Raw genomic sequence first — 14422 nt, forward strand, 5'->3', positions numbered from 1 at the left:
TTCCCGCCGGGCGTGAACTTCGGATGACCCGGTCATGTCGATGCCGGGCGGCGTCGGCGCACGCCGGACCCCGCATTGTCGTGACCAGGGCGGAGAGGGCAGGATGACCGCATGACGCACGCCATGCTGAAGGGGTCGAACGTCCCGCTCCGAGCCACCACGGTACGCGCAGTCCTGCGCTGGTCACCCGGCCAGGGGGTACCTGACGTGGACGCGTCCGCGCTGCTCCTCGGGCTCGACGGCCGGGTCCGGTCGGACGAGGACTTCGTCTTCTACAACCAGCCCCGGCACCCGTCCGGCAAGGTGTGGCGGCTGGGCAAGAAGCGTGTCGCCGAGAGCCTGACCGACACGATCCAGACGGATCTCGGCGGGGTCGAGGAGGGCGTCGGGCGGATTCTGCTGGTGGCGTCGGCGGACGGCGTCACCTTCGACACCGTGGACACGCTGCGCATCCTGCTGTACGACGCGCAGGCCCCGGACGCGGAGGCGCTGGCGTACTTCGACGTCACGCCGGAGACGGGCCGGGAGACCGCGCTGATCTGCGGTGAGCTGTACCGGCGCGGGGACGGCTGGAAGTTCCGGGCGCTCGGCGAGGGCTACTCGAACGGGCTGAAGGGCCTGGCGACGGACTTCGGGATCTCGGTGGACGAGTCGGAGGCCGCACAGGCGCCCGTCGCCGCCGACACCGCCACGCCCGCACCCTCGGCCCCTCCCGCCCCACCCGCGCCCCCGGTCCCCTCCGAGGCGCTGACCCAGGCGCATGCCCCCGCCGCGGCCGATCTCTCCGTCCCGCTGCCACCCGAGCAGCCGCCGGGGATTCCGGCGCAGCCCGCGTACGGCTACCCACCCCAGCAGCCGCCGGCCACCCAGCCGGCCTACGGCTACCCGCAGCCGACCGGCCGGCCCGCCTACGGCTACCCCCAGACGTCCCCCGCGCCCGCCGCCGCGGCGGCCCCGTCCGGCTACGGCTACCCGCCCCCGGCCGCCCACACCCCCGACCCCGACTTCCGCCTGCCCCCGCAGGGGCCGCAGTTCATCGGGCGGTAGGGCCCGTCCGGCCGCCCGGCTACCGCCCCGTCTTCGACTTGAAGCCGCGCCCCCACTGCAGGCCCCAGCCGTAGAGGCGGTCCAGCTCTCCCTGGAAGCCGTAGACGAACTTCACCTCGCGGCGGACGATGATCTCTTCCTTGATGTTCTCGATCATCACCACCGCGCAGGAGCGGGCCTGCGGGTGGCGTTCGTCCAGGCCTATCTCGATCCGCGGGCCGTTGCTGGGGTAGAGCGTGACCCGGGCGTGGGTCCGGTCGAAGGCGGGTGTCTGGTCGTAGATGTACACGAAGACCAGCAGGCGTTTGATGTTCTCGCGCTGGTCCAGGTTGACGTAGAGCGTCTCCCCGGAGCCCGAGCCGAACCGGTCGTCGCCGCTGAGCTTGACGTACGGCGGCCCGTTGACGTCGCCGAGGAGGCCGCCGAGCGGCTGGACCACGCCCTTGGTGCCGTCCTGGAGCTCGTACAGGCAGCCGAGGTCCAGGTCGACGTTGACCATGCTCTGGCTGTGCGCGACGACCTCCGGGGGCTTGAGCGCCTTGAAGGGGTGGCGCAGCAGGCTCTCCCGCTGGGAGCCGCCCAGGTCGGAGGTCCGCATCCGCCAGCTCAGGTTGACCCGGAGATTTCCGGTGGCCGCGCCCTGTCTGGTCAGGGACACCTGCGCGTACCGTTTCGTCAGCTCGATGGCATTGGTGGCCGCGTTGCCCGAGTCGAAGGCGCTGTCGTTTCCACGCCACAGTCCGTCCAGGAAGCCCATTCCCGCCCCAAGTCCACTCGTCGAACCCCCGCTGCCCCACTGGCCCTGCCGGCCCCGGCCGCCTCGCCGACGCCCCTGCCGTCNNCCGTCGAGGACTGGTCCTCGACGGCCGCCCCGAACAGAGCGTTCCTCACCCGGAGGGCTGTCACACCCCGGAGGGGACCTCGGTCTTCTCACCCGCGCCGCCCTCGGCCGCCGCGTGGGCCTTGTTGCGGCGCACGGAGGACCAGAAGGACAGGCCGATCAGGACGACACCGATGAGGCCGGTGATGATCTCGTTGATCTCGTACTGGATCGTGACGAGCAGGAGCGCGGCGAGGGCGCCGATCGCGTAGTGCGCGCCGTGCTCCAGGTAGACGTACTCGTCGAGGGTGCCCTGGCGGACCAGGTAGACGGTCAGCGAACGGACGTACATGGCGCCGATACCCAGGCCCAGGGCCATCAGCACGATGTCGTTGGTGATGGCGAAGGCACCGATCACACCGTCGAAGGAGAAGGACGCGTCCAGGACCTCGAGGTAGAGGAACAGGAAGAACGCGGCCTTGCCGCTGATGGCGAGGGCCGTCTTGGGCTTGCCGGCTCGCGCGGCCCGCTCCTCCTCGTGCTCGCGTTCCTCCTCCTCCTCGAGCCGGTCCTCGAAGAAGCCGGAGAGCCCGCCCACGATCATGTAGGTGATCAGACCGCCGATACCGGCGAGAAGAACGGTCTCCGCCTTGTCGACATGGACGCCGCCGTGCTGGTAGGCGTTGGCGCCGACCGTCAGGGAGGCGATCAGCAGGACGACCAGGGAGATGCAGACCGACAGCATGTCGACCTTGCCGAGCTTGGCCAGCGGACGCTCGATCCAGGTCAGCCACTTGACGTCCCGGTCCTCGAAGATGAAGTCCAGGAAGATCATCAGCAGGAACATGCCACCGAAGGCGGCGATCGACGGGTGCGCGTCGGTGACCAGCTGCTGGTAGCGGTCCTTGTCACTGAAGGCGAGATCGACCGCCTCGATCGGACCGAGCGAGGCACTGATGGCGACGATCACGACGGGGAAGACCAGTCGCATACCGAAAACGGCGATCAGGATGCCGACGGTGAGGAAGATCTTCTGCCAGAAGGCGTTCATCTTCTTCAGGATTCCGGCGTTGACCACCGCGTTGTCGAAGGACAGCGAGATTTCGAGGATCGAGAGGATCGCCACGATGCCCAAGGCGGTCCACCCCCCGAAGAGGACCGCTGCGACCAGGCCGAGCGCGGTGACCGCGAACGACCAGCCGAAGGTTTTCAGAACCACTGGCTACCCCATCATGTGTGGGGGGCTCCCCCGGACGTTCCCCGGAGGAGACTCTCCCCGCTGCCGTAGTCGGCTTTACGAAACGTTGACTCCGAAGTCTAGAGCGATGCCCCGCAGCCCGGACGCGTACCCCTGGCCCACCGCCCTGAACTTCCACTCCCCCTGATAGCGGTAGAGCTCACCGAAGATCATCGCGGTTTCCGTGGAGGCGTCCTCCGAGAGGTCGTAGCGGGCGAGTTCCTGACCGTCCGCTTGATTGACGACTCGGATGAAAGCATTGCTGACCTGGCCGAAAGCCTGGCCGCGGTCGTCGGCCAGGTGGATGGAGACCGGAAAGACAATCTTGTCGCACCGGTCCGGCACCTTGGAGAGGTCGACCAGCAAGGACTCGTCGTCGCCCTCGCCCTCACCGGTGAGGTTGTCACCGGTGTGCTCGACCGAGCCGTCCGGGCTGTGGAGCTGGTTGTAGAAGATGAACCACTCGTCCCCCATGACCCGGCCGCCGCTGCACATCAGTGCGCTGGCGTCGAGGTCGAAGGGGGCTCCGGTGGTGGAGCGCGCGTCCCAGCCGAGCCCGATCAACACCTGCGTGAGGTTCGGTGCGGCCTTGGACAGGGAGACGTTTCCTCCCTTGGCGAGCGTGACGCCCATGATGCTGGTCCCTCCCCGGGTGATGTTTCTTGGAGGCTGTTGTCCCATCCGGTTTCGGATCAGGCTGGGGAGCCTGGCGCCGTCGGATCCAGGGCGGAGGAGGGAGTCGACGCGAGCGTCGGCGACCGACGGCAACGCCGGAGGCGGCGGTGCCAGGCTCCCCAGCCCCGGAAAGGGGTGGGACAACAGCTTCTCAGGTGGTCCTGCACGTCCGGCGCCGCACGTAAACCGTGCGGCGCCGGACGGGACAGCCGTGCGAGACGGCCGGACCCGGGCGGGAACGCCCGGGACGCGAGCGTCTCAGACGTTGACGCCGAAGTCCTGCGCGATGCCGCGCAGACCGGAGGCGTAGCCCTGGCCGATGGCGCGGAACTTCCACTCGGCGCCGTGCCGGTACAGCTCTCCGAAGACCATGGCGGTCTCGGTGGAGGCGTCCTCGGACAGGTCGTAGCGGGCGATCTCGGCGCCGCCGGCCTGGTTGACGACGCGGATGAACGCGTTGCGCACCTGGCCGAAGGACTGCTGGCGGTTCTCGGCGTCGTAGATCGACACCGGGAAGACGATCTTCTCGACCCCGGCGGGGACACCCGCGAGGTTGACCTTGACCTGCTCGTCGTCGCCCTCGCCCTCACCGGTGAGGTTGTCGCCGGTGTGCTCGACCGAGCCGTCCGGGCTCTTGAGGTTGTTGAAGAAGACGAAGTCGGCGTCGCTGCCGACCTTGCCCGTGTTGTTCACCAACAGGGCGCTGGCGTCCAGGTCGAAGTCGCTGCCGGTCGTGGTGCGGACGTCCCACCCCAGTCCGACGATGACCGCGGTCAGGCCCGGCGCCTCCTTGGTCAGCGATACGTTGCCGCCCTTGCTGAGGCTGACTCCCACGAGTCCTCCCTTGATGTCCGGGGGCAGGAAGCCCCCTCGTGCGTCGGATGTCGGATCAACGATTCGATCCTAGTAATGGGTTCCCGGCCACCGCAGGCCCCGGGGCCGAGGAATCGTCGCTGTCGGGCGTGCTCATAGCGTGTCGAGCGCCTTGACGTAGTCGTTCAGGTCGCGTGCGTCGGGCAGCGCGTTGACGACCGTCCACCGTACGAGGCCCTCCCGGTCGATGACGAAGGTCCCCCGTACGGCGCAGCCCTTGCCGGCGTCGAAGACGCCGTAGGCGCGCGAGACGTCCCCGTGCGGCCAGAAGTCCGACAGCAGGGGGTACTCCAGACCCTCCTGCTCGGCGAAGACGCGCAGGGTGTGGATGGAGTCGGTGGAGACGGCGAGCAGGTGCGTGTCGCGGTCGGCGAGGCGGCCTCGGCCGTCGCGCAGGGCGCGCAGCTCGTCGGTGCACACGCTGGTGAAGGCGAAGGGGTAGAAGACGAGCACCACGTTCTGACGGCCTCGGTGGTCGGACAGCCGTACGGGCGCACCGTGGTTGTCCTTGAGCTCGAAGTCGGGAGCCTGGTCGCCGACCTGGATCGCCATCGCCTGGTTCGTCCCTTCGGGGGTGCTGCGCCCGGTTCTGTTCCCTGGGAACAGCCTACTCAAGGGGGACGACAATGGCCCGGACGGGCTGAGCTGATCAGCCCGTCCGGTTGAAAACGGGGTACGGCTGCCCGTGGGGGCAGTGCCGTCGCCCCTGCTACCTCCGGGACTTGGCCGCCTTGGGTGTGGCCAGTCGGCTGCCACTCCAGTCCTTGCCGACGCTGACGCCCTTGGCGGCGGTCAGGCCGGCCGTGGTCGCGGCTTCCGAGATGTCACTCGGCTCCACGTATCCCGAACGGCCGGTCTTCGGCGTGAGGAGCAGAATCGCCCCGCCTTCCTCGATGTACGTGCCGGCGTCCACCAGCGCGTCCGTCAGGTCGCCGTCGTCGTCGCGGAACCAAAGCACAACGGCGTCAGCCACGTCGTCGTAGTCCTCGTCGACAAGGTCGCTCTCGATGACGCCCTCGATGGCCTCGCGGAGCTCCTGGTCGACGTCGTCGTCGTAGCCGATCTCCTGGACCACCTGCCCGGGCTGGAACCCCAGCCTGGCGGCAGGGTTCGTCCGCTCCTCCGCGTGGTCCGCGGTCGCGCTCACGGGTTGCCTCCTGATCATGGTTTGGGAATATCTCAGCCACGCGCGGGCGCGCGGCGTTGGCCGTAGTCCACACGGGCGGGGCGGATCGCGCAAGTACCCGGCCGTCCGGACCGCCTAAACGGTGACGATCCTGACCGGGTCACCGCAACTCCAGGCACATCATCCTGGTCCACAGTGACTCACACCACACCTTTGTGCCCCGAATGGGCGTTTGGGAACTGTATACGGGTACGAGACTCGCATGAATCCGAGATTCGCTCCGTACGCCACCGTACCGGTGTCGCGTGCGGGTTACCTATCGGTAGAGATGACGTGTGCGGCCCCGGGGTGGACCATGGGGAGCGCGCAGACCCGGCTGCATCAGTGAAGCAGCGGCCTCCTCACGGCCCTTCGACAGGTAAGGAACAGCGTGGCTTCCGCATCCGATCGCACCCCGATCATCATTGGTGGCCTTCCGAGTCAGGTCCCTGACTTCGACCCCGAGGAAACCCAGGAGTGGCTCGATTCCCTCGACGCCGCCGTCGACGAGCGCGGCCGGGAGCGGGCCCGCTACCTGATGCTGCGCCTGATCGAGCGGGCCCGCGAGCGGCGCGTGGCCGTGCCCGAGATGCGCAGCACGGACTATGTGAACACGATCCCCACCCGCGCGGAGCCGTTCTTCCCGGGCAACGAGGAGATCGAGCGCAAGATCCTCAACGCGACCCGCTGGAACGCGGCGGTGATGGTCTCGCGCGCACAGCGGCCCGGGATCGGCGTCGGCGGCCACATCGCCACCTTCGCCTCCTCGGCGTCGCTCTACGACGTGGGTTTCAACCACTTCTTCCGCGGCAAGGACGGGGGCGACGGCGGCGACCAGGTCTTCTTCCAGGGCCACGCCTCGCCGGGCATCTACGCGCGCGCGTACCTGCTGGACCGGCTCAGCGAGCGGCAGCTGGACGGCTTCCGGCAGGAGAAGTCGAAGGCGCCCGAAGCGTTGTCGTCCTACCCCCACCCGCGTTCGATGCCGGACTTCTGGGAGTTCCCGACCGTGTCGATGGGCCTCGGCCCGATCGGCGCGATCTACCAGGCCCGGATGAACCGTTACATGCAGGCGCGCGGCATCGTCGACACCTCGAAGTCACACGTGTGGGCGTTCCTCGGCGACGGCGAGATGGACGAGCCGGAGTCGCTGGGCCAGCTGACGCTCGCGGCCCGCGAGAACCTGGACAACCTGACCTTCGTCGTCAACTGCAACCTGCAGCGCCTGGACGGGCCGGTGCGCGGCAACGGCAAGATCATCCAGGAGCTGGAGTCGGTCTTCCGGGGTGCCGGCTGGAACGTGATCAAGCTGGTCTGGGACCGTTCCTGGGACCCGCTGCTCGCCCAGGACCGGGACGGCGTACTGGTCAACCGGATGAACACCACGCCGGACGGCCAGTACCAGACGTACGCCACCGAGTCCGGGGCGTACATCCGCAACCACTTCTTCGGTGACGACCACCGGCTGCGCGCCATGGTCGAGAACATGACCGACGACCAGATCCTGTACCTGGGCCGCGGCGGTCACGACCACCGGAAGATCTACGCGGCGTACAAGGCGGCCCTGGACCACAAGGGCCAGCCGACGGTGATCCTCGCCAAGACGGTCAAGGGCTGGACACTGGGCCCGAACTTCGAGGGCCGCAACGCCACGCACCAGATGAAGAAGCTGACGGTCGACGACCTCAAGGGCTTCCGGGACCGCCTGCACCTGCCGATCGCCGACAAGGACCTGGAGTCCGGCCTGCCGCCGTACTACCACCCGGGCCGCGACTCGGAGGAGATCCAGTACATGCACGACCGCCGCAAGTCCTGCGGCGGGTATGTGCCGACGCGCGTGGTGCGCTCCAAGCCGCTCGTGCTGCCCGGCGACAAGACGTACGCGAACGTGAAGAAGGGATCGGGTCAGCAGTCCATCGCGACGACCATGGCCTTTGTCCGACTCCTCAAGGACCTCATGCGGGACAAGGAGATCGGCAAACGGTTCGTACTGATCGCGCCGGACGAGTACCGCACGTTCGGCATGGACTCGCTCTTCCCGAGCGCGAAGATCTACAACCCGCTGGGGCAGAAGTACGAGTCCGTGGACCGGGATCTACTGCTCGCGTACAAGGAGGCGCCGAACGGGCAGATGCTGCACGACGGCATCTCCGAGGCCGGCTGCACGGCCTCGCTGATCGCGGCCGGCTCGGCGTACGCCACACACGGCGAGCCGCTGATCCCGGTGTACGTCTTCTACTCGATGTTCGGTTTCCAGCGCACCGGTGACCAGTTCTGGCAGATGGGCGACCAACTGGCGCGCGGTTTCGTCCTCGGCGCGACCGCGGGGCGTACGACCCTGACCGGTGAGGGCCTTCAGCACGCGGACGGCCACTCGCAGCTGCTGGCGTCCACGAACCCGGCGTGCGTCGCCTACGACCCGGCCTTCGGGTTCGAGATCGCGCACATCGTGCAGGACGGTCTGCGCCGGATGTACGGCGGCGACGAGCAGCACCCGCACGGCGAGGACGTCTTCTACTACCTGACCGTCTACAACGAGCCCATCCAGCATCCGGCCGAGCCGGAGAACGTGGACGTGGACGGCATCCTCAAGGGCCTGTACCGCTTCCGTGAGGGCACCGCGGGCTCGCTCCCCGCGCAGATCCTGGCCTCCGGTGTCGCGGTGCCCTGGGCCCTCGATGCGCAGCGGATCCTCGCCGAGGAGTGGGACGTGCGGGCCGACGTCTGGTCGGCGACCTCCTGGAACGAGCTGCGGCGCGAGGCCGTGGACTGCGAGCGGCACAACCTGCTGGGCCCGGAGGAGGAGCAGCGGGTGCCGTACGTCACCCGGAAGCTGTCCTCGGCGCAGGGGCCGGTCCTGGCGGTGTCGGACTGGATGCGCTCGGTGCCGGACCAGATCGCGCGCTGGGTGCCGGGGACGTACCAGTCGCTGGGCGCGGACGGCTTCGGCTTCGCCGACACGCGCGGGGCGGCCCGGCGGTTCTTCCACATCGACGCGCAGTCGATCGTGGTGGGGGTGCTGACGGAGCTGGCCCGCGAGGGGCACATCGACCGGTCCGTGCTGAAGCAGGCCATCGACCGCTATCAGCTGCTGGACGTGGTGGCAGCCGAACCGGGCACGGCCGGCGGCGACGCCTGACGCCGCGACGGACAGCATCCACCCGCCCCGACGGACGTCGGACACCGCCCACGGGCACGGAGCGCCTCACACGGCGCAGGGCGCATGAGGAAGGGCCTCCGGCGAATCACCGGAGGCCCACCCCCATTCCGTCCCGGAGGCATCCGTACCGCCGCCGGGCCTTCCTCCGTCCGGACCCGGAGTCCTCCGTCCGGACCCGGATCTCCCGGGTCGTCAGAACACTCCGTAGCCCGAGCCGGTGGCCGAAGCCAGCCAGATGATCGCCAGCAGCGTGTCGATGGCGCCCAGGACCAGGGCGACCAGCGCCGGGACCGGGCGGGACCCGGCCCAACTGCGGCCCATGGCAAGCCAGCCGCAGACGATCGCCACCGGGCCGAGGACGATCCCCAGCACGAAGAAACCGGCGACCGCGCAGATGACTCCGATGATTCCGAGCGTCGCGCGATCCGGCCCGGTCCGTGACCACGTCCGGCCACGTGAGCGGGGGTGCCTGCGCGTGCCGTTCGAGAAGCTCGCCATCATCAACTCCCTGAACCCCGGGGTTGGTTGGGGTTGTAGTGGGGTTCGACATGCGGGTACCCCCACCCGGAGCGTGAATGCCTCCGAAGCGCGGACGAGCAAGCCGCTGCCTGCGCGCCGCCCCCCTCCAGCAGCGCGCCGCAGCCGGCATCCTCCAGGCCCTACGGAGGACATGACCCACTGTGACCTGCGATGCCCTCCGAACGGGAGGGACCGTCACGTCGGTTCACCCTGATGAGCGAACCCGGTCCCCGGATCCGTCAGATGTGGCCGACGCCCGCGCCGGCCTCCGCGTTCTCACCGCGCTTGGCGAGGAAGGCGACGCCCACCGCCACGACGGCGACTCCGGTGGCGACCAGGGAAGCCATGCTCATGCCGGAGAGGAAGGTGTCGTGCGCCACGTCGGTGACCGTCGCGACCATGTCCGGGGGCATCTGCTCGCTCACCGGGGCCACACCGACCTGGACGGCCTCGGCGGCCTGCGCGGCCTGTTCCGGGGTGAGCGGCTGGAGTCCCGCGTCCGCCCAGTTGTCCGCGAGGTCGCTGTCGACCTTGGAGGCCATCACCGCGCCCAGCACGGCCGTACCGAGGCTGCCGCCGACCTGCATGGCGGACTGCTGGAGACCACCGGCGACACCGGAGAGCTCCAGTGGCGCGTTGCCCACGATGACCTCGGTGGCGCCGACCATGACGGGCGCCAGGCCGAGGCCCAGCAGGGCGAACCAGAGCGACATCACGGCACTGCCGGTGTCCTTCTGGAGCGTGGAGACACCGAACATGGCGAGCGCGGTGAAGGCCATGCCGCCGGCCAGCGGGATGCGCGGGCCGGCCTTGGTGATGACCACGCCGGCCAGCGGGGAGCCGACGATCATCATGCCGGTGAGCGGCAGCAGGTGCAGACCGGCGTCGACCGGGCTCAGGCCGTGCACGTTCTGCAGGTAGAAGGTGACGAAGAACAGGCCGCCCATGAAGGAGATGGCCATGAGGACCATCAGCACGACACCCGCGGACAGCGGGACGGAGCGGAACATCGCCAACGGGATCAGCGGCTCCTTGACCTTCTTCTCCCAGAACGCGAAGACCACGAAAAGCACCACCGAGACGGCGATGAACCCCCAGGTCTTCAGGTCTCCCCAGCCCCACTCGGGGGCCTTGATCAGCGCCCAGACGAGGCAGAACATCGCGCCGGACAGCAGGCCGATGCCGGGCACGTCGAAGGAGTGCGGGCGGTTCTCCGCGCGGTGGTCGAGCAGGATCCACACGCCGAGGGCGAGCGCGATGACGCCGACCGGGACGTTGATGTAGAAGACCGACTGCCAGCTGACGTGCTCGACGAGGACGCCGCCGAGGATCGGGCCGCCGGCGGTGGAGGCGCCGATGACCATGCCCCAGATACCGATGGCCATGTTGAGCTTCTCGGCCGGGAAGGTCGCCCGCAGCAGGCCCAGCGCGGCCGGCATCAGCAGCGCGCCGAACAGACCCTGCAGGACACGGAAGACGATGACCGACGCGATGCTGTCGGACAGGCCGATCGCGCCCGAGGCGGCGGCGAAGCCGACGACACCGATGAGGAAGGTCTGCCGGTGGCCGAACCGGTCACCGAGCTTGCCCGCGGTGATCAGGGAGACCGCGAGGGCGAGGAAGTACGCGTTGGTGATCCACTGGACCTCGGCGAAACTGGCGCCCAGGTCCCTGGCGATGACGGGGTTGGCGATGGCGACGATGGTGCCGTCGAGGGCCACCATCATGACGCCGACGGCGACGGTGAAGAGGGTGAGCCAGGGATGGCCGCGCAGCCCTCTGCCGGGTGCCGCGTCCGACGGGGTGTCCGGAGGGGTCCTGTCCCCGGGTCCCGTCGCGTCGATGGTGGTCTGACTAGTCATGCCTTCGAGGCTAATGACAGCCACTGACAGTTGACAAACCAATTCACCGATCAGTAACCCGGTCGACATGCCCGTATAGCCTGAACTGGGAGAACGGTTCTGCAAAGGCTTCAGGGAAGCCATGGGGAACCGCCGGGGAATCGATCCGGAGAGCTACGGGAGGAACGATGGAGACGGTCGGGACCGTCGTCGGTGCGGTGCCGGCGCCGGGTCTGCGGGAACGCAGGAAACGGCTCACCCGCGACGCGCTGGTCCGGTCCTCCCTGGAGCTGTTCGCGGCCCGCGGCTACGAGGGGACGACGGTCGACGACATCGCGGCGGCCGTCCACGTCTCGCAGCGCACCTTCTTCCGCTACTTCGCCAGCAAGGAGGAGGTCGCGTTCTACGTCCCGCACCTCGCGGAGTCCCTCGTCGTCGACGCCGTACGGGGGCGCCCACCCGGCGAGCCGCCGCTGGACGTGCTCCGCGGCGCCCTGCGGGAGAGCTGGGACGGCATCAACGAGGTCGTCGAGCAGGTCGTGCCGCTGGAGCTGCACCTGCGGGTGTACCGGGTGATCGAGTCGACGCCCGCGCTGCTCGCCGCCCATCTGCGGCGCTCGAGCGAACTGGAGGAGCGGCTGGCCCGCGTGATCGCCGGCCGCGAGGGCGTCGACCTGGACACCGACCCCCGGCCGCGCATCCTGGTGGCCGCGGTCTGCGGCGTGGTCCGGGTGGCGGAACGGTCCTGGTCCGCCGGGGACGCCGACCTCGCCGCCCTGCGCGAGCTGATGACGGCCCACCTGGACCAGCTGGGGCCCGTCCTGGCGGGGCCCTGGAACGGCACCCGGCCCACAGCCGGTTGACCCCTGCTCACACATCGACGCAGCGAAACGTGATACTCGTCACACGATTGACGCGAGACCCTCTCGTTCTCCTAGTGTGTCCTGTCAGTGACTTCCTTCGACACCACCCCGCAACTGAACGTGTGGCGTGCGCTCCTCGCACTGGCCGTCGTCTTCGTGATGCTGGCGACCACCGGCTGGACGGCACTGCGCCGGCAGCGGGACACGGCACCGCTCCCGGCCTCGCTCATCGCCTGGGAGCAGGGGCGCACAGGAGGCCACCGGCTGCCCGACCCCGAGTCCGCGCCCGCCGAACTGGCCCGGTTCTTCGCCTCCCTCACGAAGGCGCAACGGGTGGGCCTCGCCCACCGCTTCCCGCTCGCGGTCGGCAACATGAACGGCGCCCCGGCCACGCTGCGCTACCGCGCCAACCGCATCGCGCTGGGGCAGGCCCGCGAGGTCGAGCGGGAACGGATGCGCGACAAACGGCTCACGCCCGCCGGGCAGCACCAGGCGGGCCGCCGGATGAACCGCTTCACGGCCCTGATGAGCCCCGGCCGCCAGATCCTCGCCTTCGACCCGTCGGGCCCCGGCCGGGTCGCCGAGGTGTTCGGCAACCTGCGCAAGGCCGAGCGGGTCTCGGTCGTCGTCCCCGGCGTCGACACCGACCTGCTCACCTTCCAGCGCACCTATCGTCGCTATGCGGCGCCCGTCGGCATGGCCCAGTCGCTCTACGCGGCCGAGCACACGGCGGCTCCCTCGACCCGTACCGCCGTGATCGCCTGGGCCGACTACACCGCGCCCAGCGGGCTCGGCATGGAGTCGGCGATGGCGATGCGCGCCGAGGACGGCGCGGCACGCCTCGGCTCGCTGCTGCGCGCCCTGCCCGGCGAGGCCCGCGTCTCCCTGTTCTGCCACAGCTACGGCTCCGTGGTGTGCGGGCTCGCCGCGCCCACGCTGCCCGGCCGGGTGACCGACATAGCGGTGGCCGGCAGTCCCGGCATGCGGGCCGAGACGGTCACCGACCTGCGCACCCACGCACGGGTGTGGGCGATGCGGGACGCCGACGACTGGATCCAGGACGTGCCCTACCTGGAGGTCGGCGGGCTGGGACACGGGGCCGACCCGGTGTCCTCGGCCTTCGGAGCGCGCGTGTTGTCGGCGCGTGAGGCCCGGGGACACAGCGGGTACTTCGTGCCGGGCACCGACAGCCTGCGCAACTTCGCCGAGATCGGCGTTGGCGCATACCGTGCGGTGGACTGCGCACACGAGAACGGCGTATGCCGGGCGGGTTTGTCCCACGCCGCCGCATCGGGACGCGCGTAGAGAACGGAGGAACTGCGGTACGCACGGGGAGGGGACGAAAAAGCTCGTGCCGCATACGATGAGCCGTATGGGTGACGTACTGGCCGGATTTCACGCTGCCTGGGAGTTCGAGTCCGACTCCGTGCTCATCCGGTACGAAAGGGGGATCAGAACACCCAAGTTGTTTCAGGCACTCGGGGAGCGCCGCATCCCCCTGGAGGCCATCGCCGGAGTGACGCTGACCCCCGGCAGACGCGGCACCGTCGTGCTGCGCATCGAGCCGCGGCCCGGCGCCGACCCGCTGATGGAGGCGGCGGCCGGGCAGCTGAAGGACAGCTGCGACCCCTACCGGCTCGTGCTGCCCGCCGAACGCGGGACGCTCGCCGAGTACTACGCCGGCGAACTCCTCGCCCTGCTCACCGAGTCGGGTCCCGCCGAGCGCCACCTGGTACCGCCCCCCGAGGCGCCGCTGCGGTTCAAGGCGTACGACGGAAGGGCCGCCTTCGACGGGACCACGGTCTCCTTCCGCTGGTTCTGGACGGGTGCCTCGTCCGCGAAGTGGAAGGCCGGCGACCAGCGCTTCTCCATCGGGGAGTTGTGTGGCGTGGAGTGGCGCTCCCCGGAGGTCTTCGAAGGGCATCTGCGGCTGCTGCGCCGCGACGAGCCCGCCCAGCCCCCGCACGCCGACCAGGATCCGGCGGCCGTGGTGTTCGGGCTCGGCTACGGGCCCGTGCACGAGTCACTGCCGTTCGCGGCGGCCGTCCTCGCGGCGGCGCGCACGTCCACGCCGGTGCCCGCGGTGGCCGCGGCCGCCGTGCGCCGCGACCCCGCGGACATCGCCGACCGCATACGCCACCTCGGGGAACTGCACCAGGCGGGACTGGTGACGGACGAGGAGTTCTCCGTGAAGAAGGCGGAGTTGCTGGCGGAGCTTTAGA

13 protein-coding genes are annotated in these 14422 nt (G+C 69.5%); 5 read left to right on the plus strand and 8 right to left on the minus strand.

Annotated elements, in window-relative coordinates; all coding sequences use genetic code 11:
* Positions 1-111: 111 nt before the first annotated feature.
* A complete protein-coding gene (locus ACFP2V_RS17230; protein WP_381212546.1) occupies positions 112-1047 on the plus strand; it encodes a TerD family protein in 936 nt (311 codons plus the stop codon).
* A gap of 19 nt (positions 1048-1066) precedes the next feature.
* Here ACFP2V_RS17230 and ACFP2V_RS17235 read toward each other — a convergent pair whose 3' ends face one another.
* From ACFP2V_RS17235 to ACFP2V_RS17260, 6 genes are all read right to left on the minus strand, one after another.
* Entirely contained in the window at positions 1067-1804 is a 738-nt protein-coding gene (locus tag ACFP2V_RS17235; protein ID WP_381212549.1) for a TerD family protein, read from the minus strand.
* A 145-nt stretch (positions 1805-1949) separates the two neighbouring features.
* Complete coding sequence (locus ACFP2V_RS17240) at positions 1950-3086, minus strand: DUF475 domain-containing protein (protein ID WP_381212552.1); 1137 nt, start codon at positions 3084-3086, stop codon at positions 1950-1952.
* 75 nt (positions 3087-3161) lie between these two features.
* The gene (locus ACFP2V_RS17245; protein WP_381212555.1) at positions 3162-3737 is read right to left on the minus strand and encodes a TerD family protein; all 576 of its coding nucleotides are present in this window, start codon (positions 3735-3737) and stop codon (positions 3162-3164) included.
* Positions 3738-4037: 300 nt separating this feature from the next.
* The gene (locus tag ACFP2V_RS17250) at positions 4038-4613 is read right to left on the minus strand and encodes a TerD family protein (RefSeq protein WP_381212558.1); all 576 of its coding nucleotides are present in this window, start codon (positions 4611-4613) and stop codon (positions 4038-4040) included.
* Positions 4614-4745: 132 nt separating this feature from the next.
* A complete protein-coding gene (locus ACFP2V_RS17255; protein WP_381212561.1) occupies positions 4746-5204 on the minus strand; it encodes a peroxiredoxin in 459 nt (152 codons plus the stop codon).
* A 157-nt stretch (positions 5205-5361) separates the two neighbouring features.
* Positions 5362-5799, minus strand: a complete 438-nt coding sequence (locus ACFP2V_RS17260) for a DUF3052 domain-containing protein (RefSeq protein WP_326752493.1) — start codon at positions 5797-5799, stop codon at positions 5362-5364.
* A gap of 409 nt (positions 5800-6208) precedes the next feature.
* On the opposite strand from ACFP2V_RS17260, the gene aceE reads away from it, so the two are divergent.
* Positions 6209-8956: a pyruvate dehydrogenase (acetyl-transferring), homodimeric type gene (aceE, locus tag ACFP2V_RS17265; RefSeq protein WP_381212564.1), complete on the plus strand. Its 2748-nt coding sequence runs from the start codon at positions 6209-6211 to the stop codon at positions 8954-8956.
* A gap of 213 nt (positions 8957-9169) precedes the next feature.
* Here the strand turns inward: aceE and ACFP2V_RS17270 are convergent, their stop codons facing one another.
* Together ACFP2V_RS17270 and ACFP2V_RS17275 are read right to left on the minus strand one after the other, a co-directional pair.
* On the minus strand, positions 9170-9478 hold the full coding sequence (locus ACFP2V_RS17270; RefSeq protein ID WP_381212567.1) for a small hydrophobic protein: 309 nt from the start codon (positions 9476-9478) through the stop codon (positions 9170-9172).
* Between the two features lie 257 nt (positions 9479-9735).
* A complete protein-coding gene (locus ACFP2V_RS17275) occupies positions 9736-11358 on the minus strand; it encodes an MFS transporter (protein ID WP_381212570.1) in 1623 nt (540 codons plus the stop codon).
* 167 nt (positions 11359-11525) lie between these two features.
* Here ACFP2V_RS17275 and ACFP2V_RS17280 point away from each other — a divergent pair, with 167 nt between their 5' ends.
* The 3 genes from ACFP2V_RS17280 to ACFP2V_RS17290 all read left to right on the plus strand — a co-directional run bounded on the left by ACFP2V_RS17280 (position 11526) and on the right by ACFP2V_RS17290 (position 14421).
* Positions 11526-12200, plus strand: a complete 675-nt coding sequence (locus ACFP2V_RS17280; protein ID WP_381212573.1) for a TetR family transcriptional regulator — start codon at positions 11526-11528, stop codon at positions 12198-12200.
* 87 nt (positions 12201-12287) lie between these two features.
* Positions 12288-13505 carry an alpha/beta hydrolase gene (locus ACFP2V_RS17285; protein ID WP_381212576.1) on the plus strand — a complete coding sequence of 406 codons (1218 nt, stop codon included), beginning with the start codon at positions 12288-12290 and terminating at the stop codon, positions 13503-13505.
* A 58-nt stretch (positions 13506-13563) separates the two neighbouring features.
* Positions 13564-14421, plus strand: coding sequence for a DUF4429 domain-containing protein (locus ACFP2V_RS17290; RefSeq protein ID WP_381212852.1), 858 nt, complete (start codon positions 13564-13566; stop codon positions 14419-14421).
* Position 14422 lies beyond the last annotated feature (1 nt).

Source organism: Streptomyces incanus (assembly GCF_042656345.1).
Taxonomy (GTDB): Bacteria; Actinomycetota; Actinomycetes; order Streptomycetales; family Streptomycetaceae; genus Streptomyces; species Streptomyces incanus.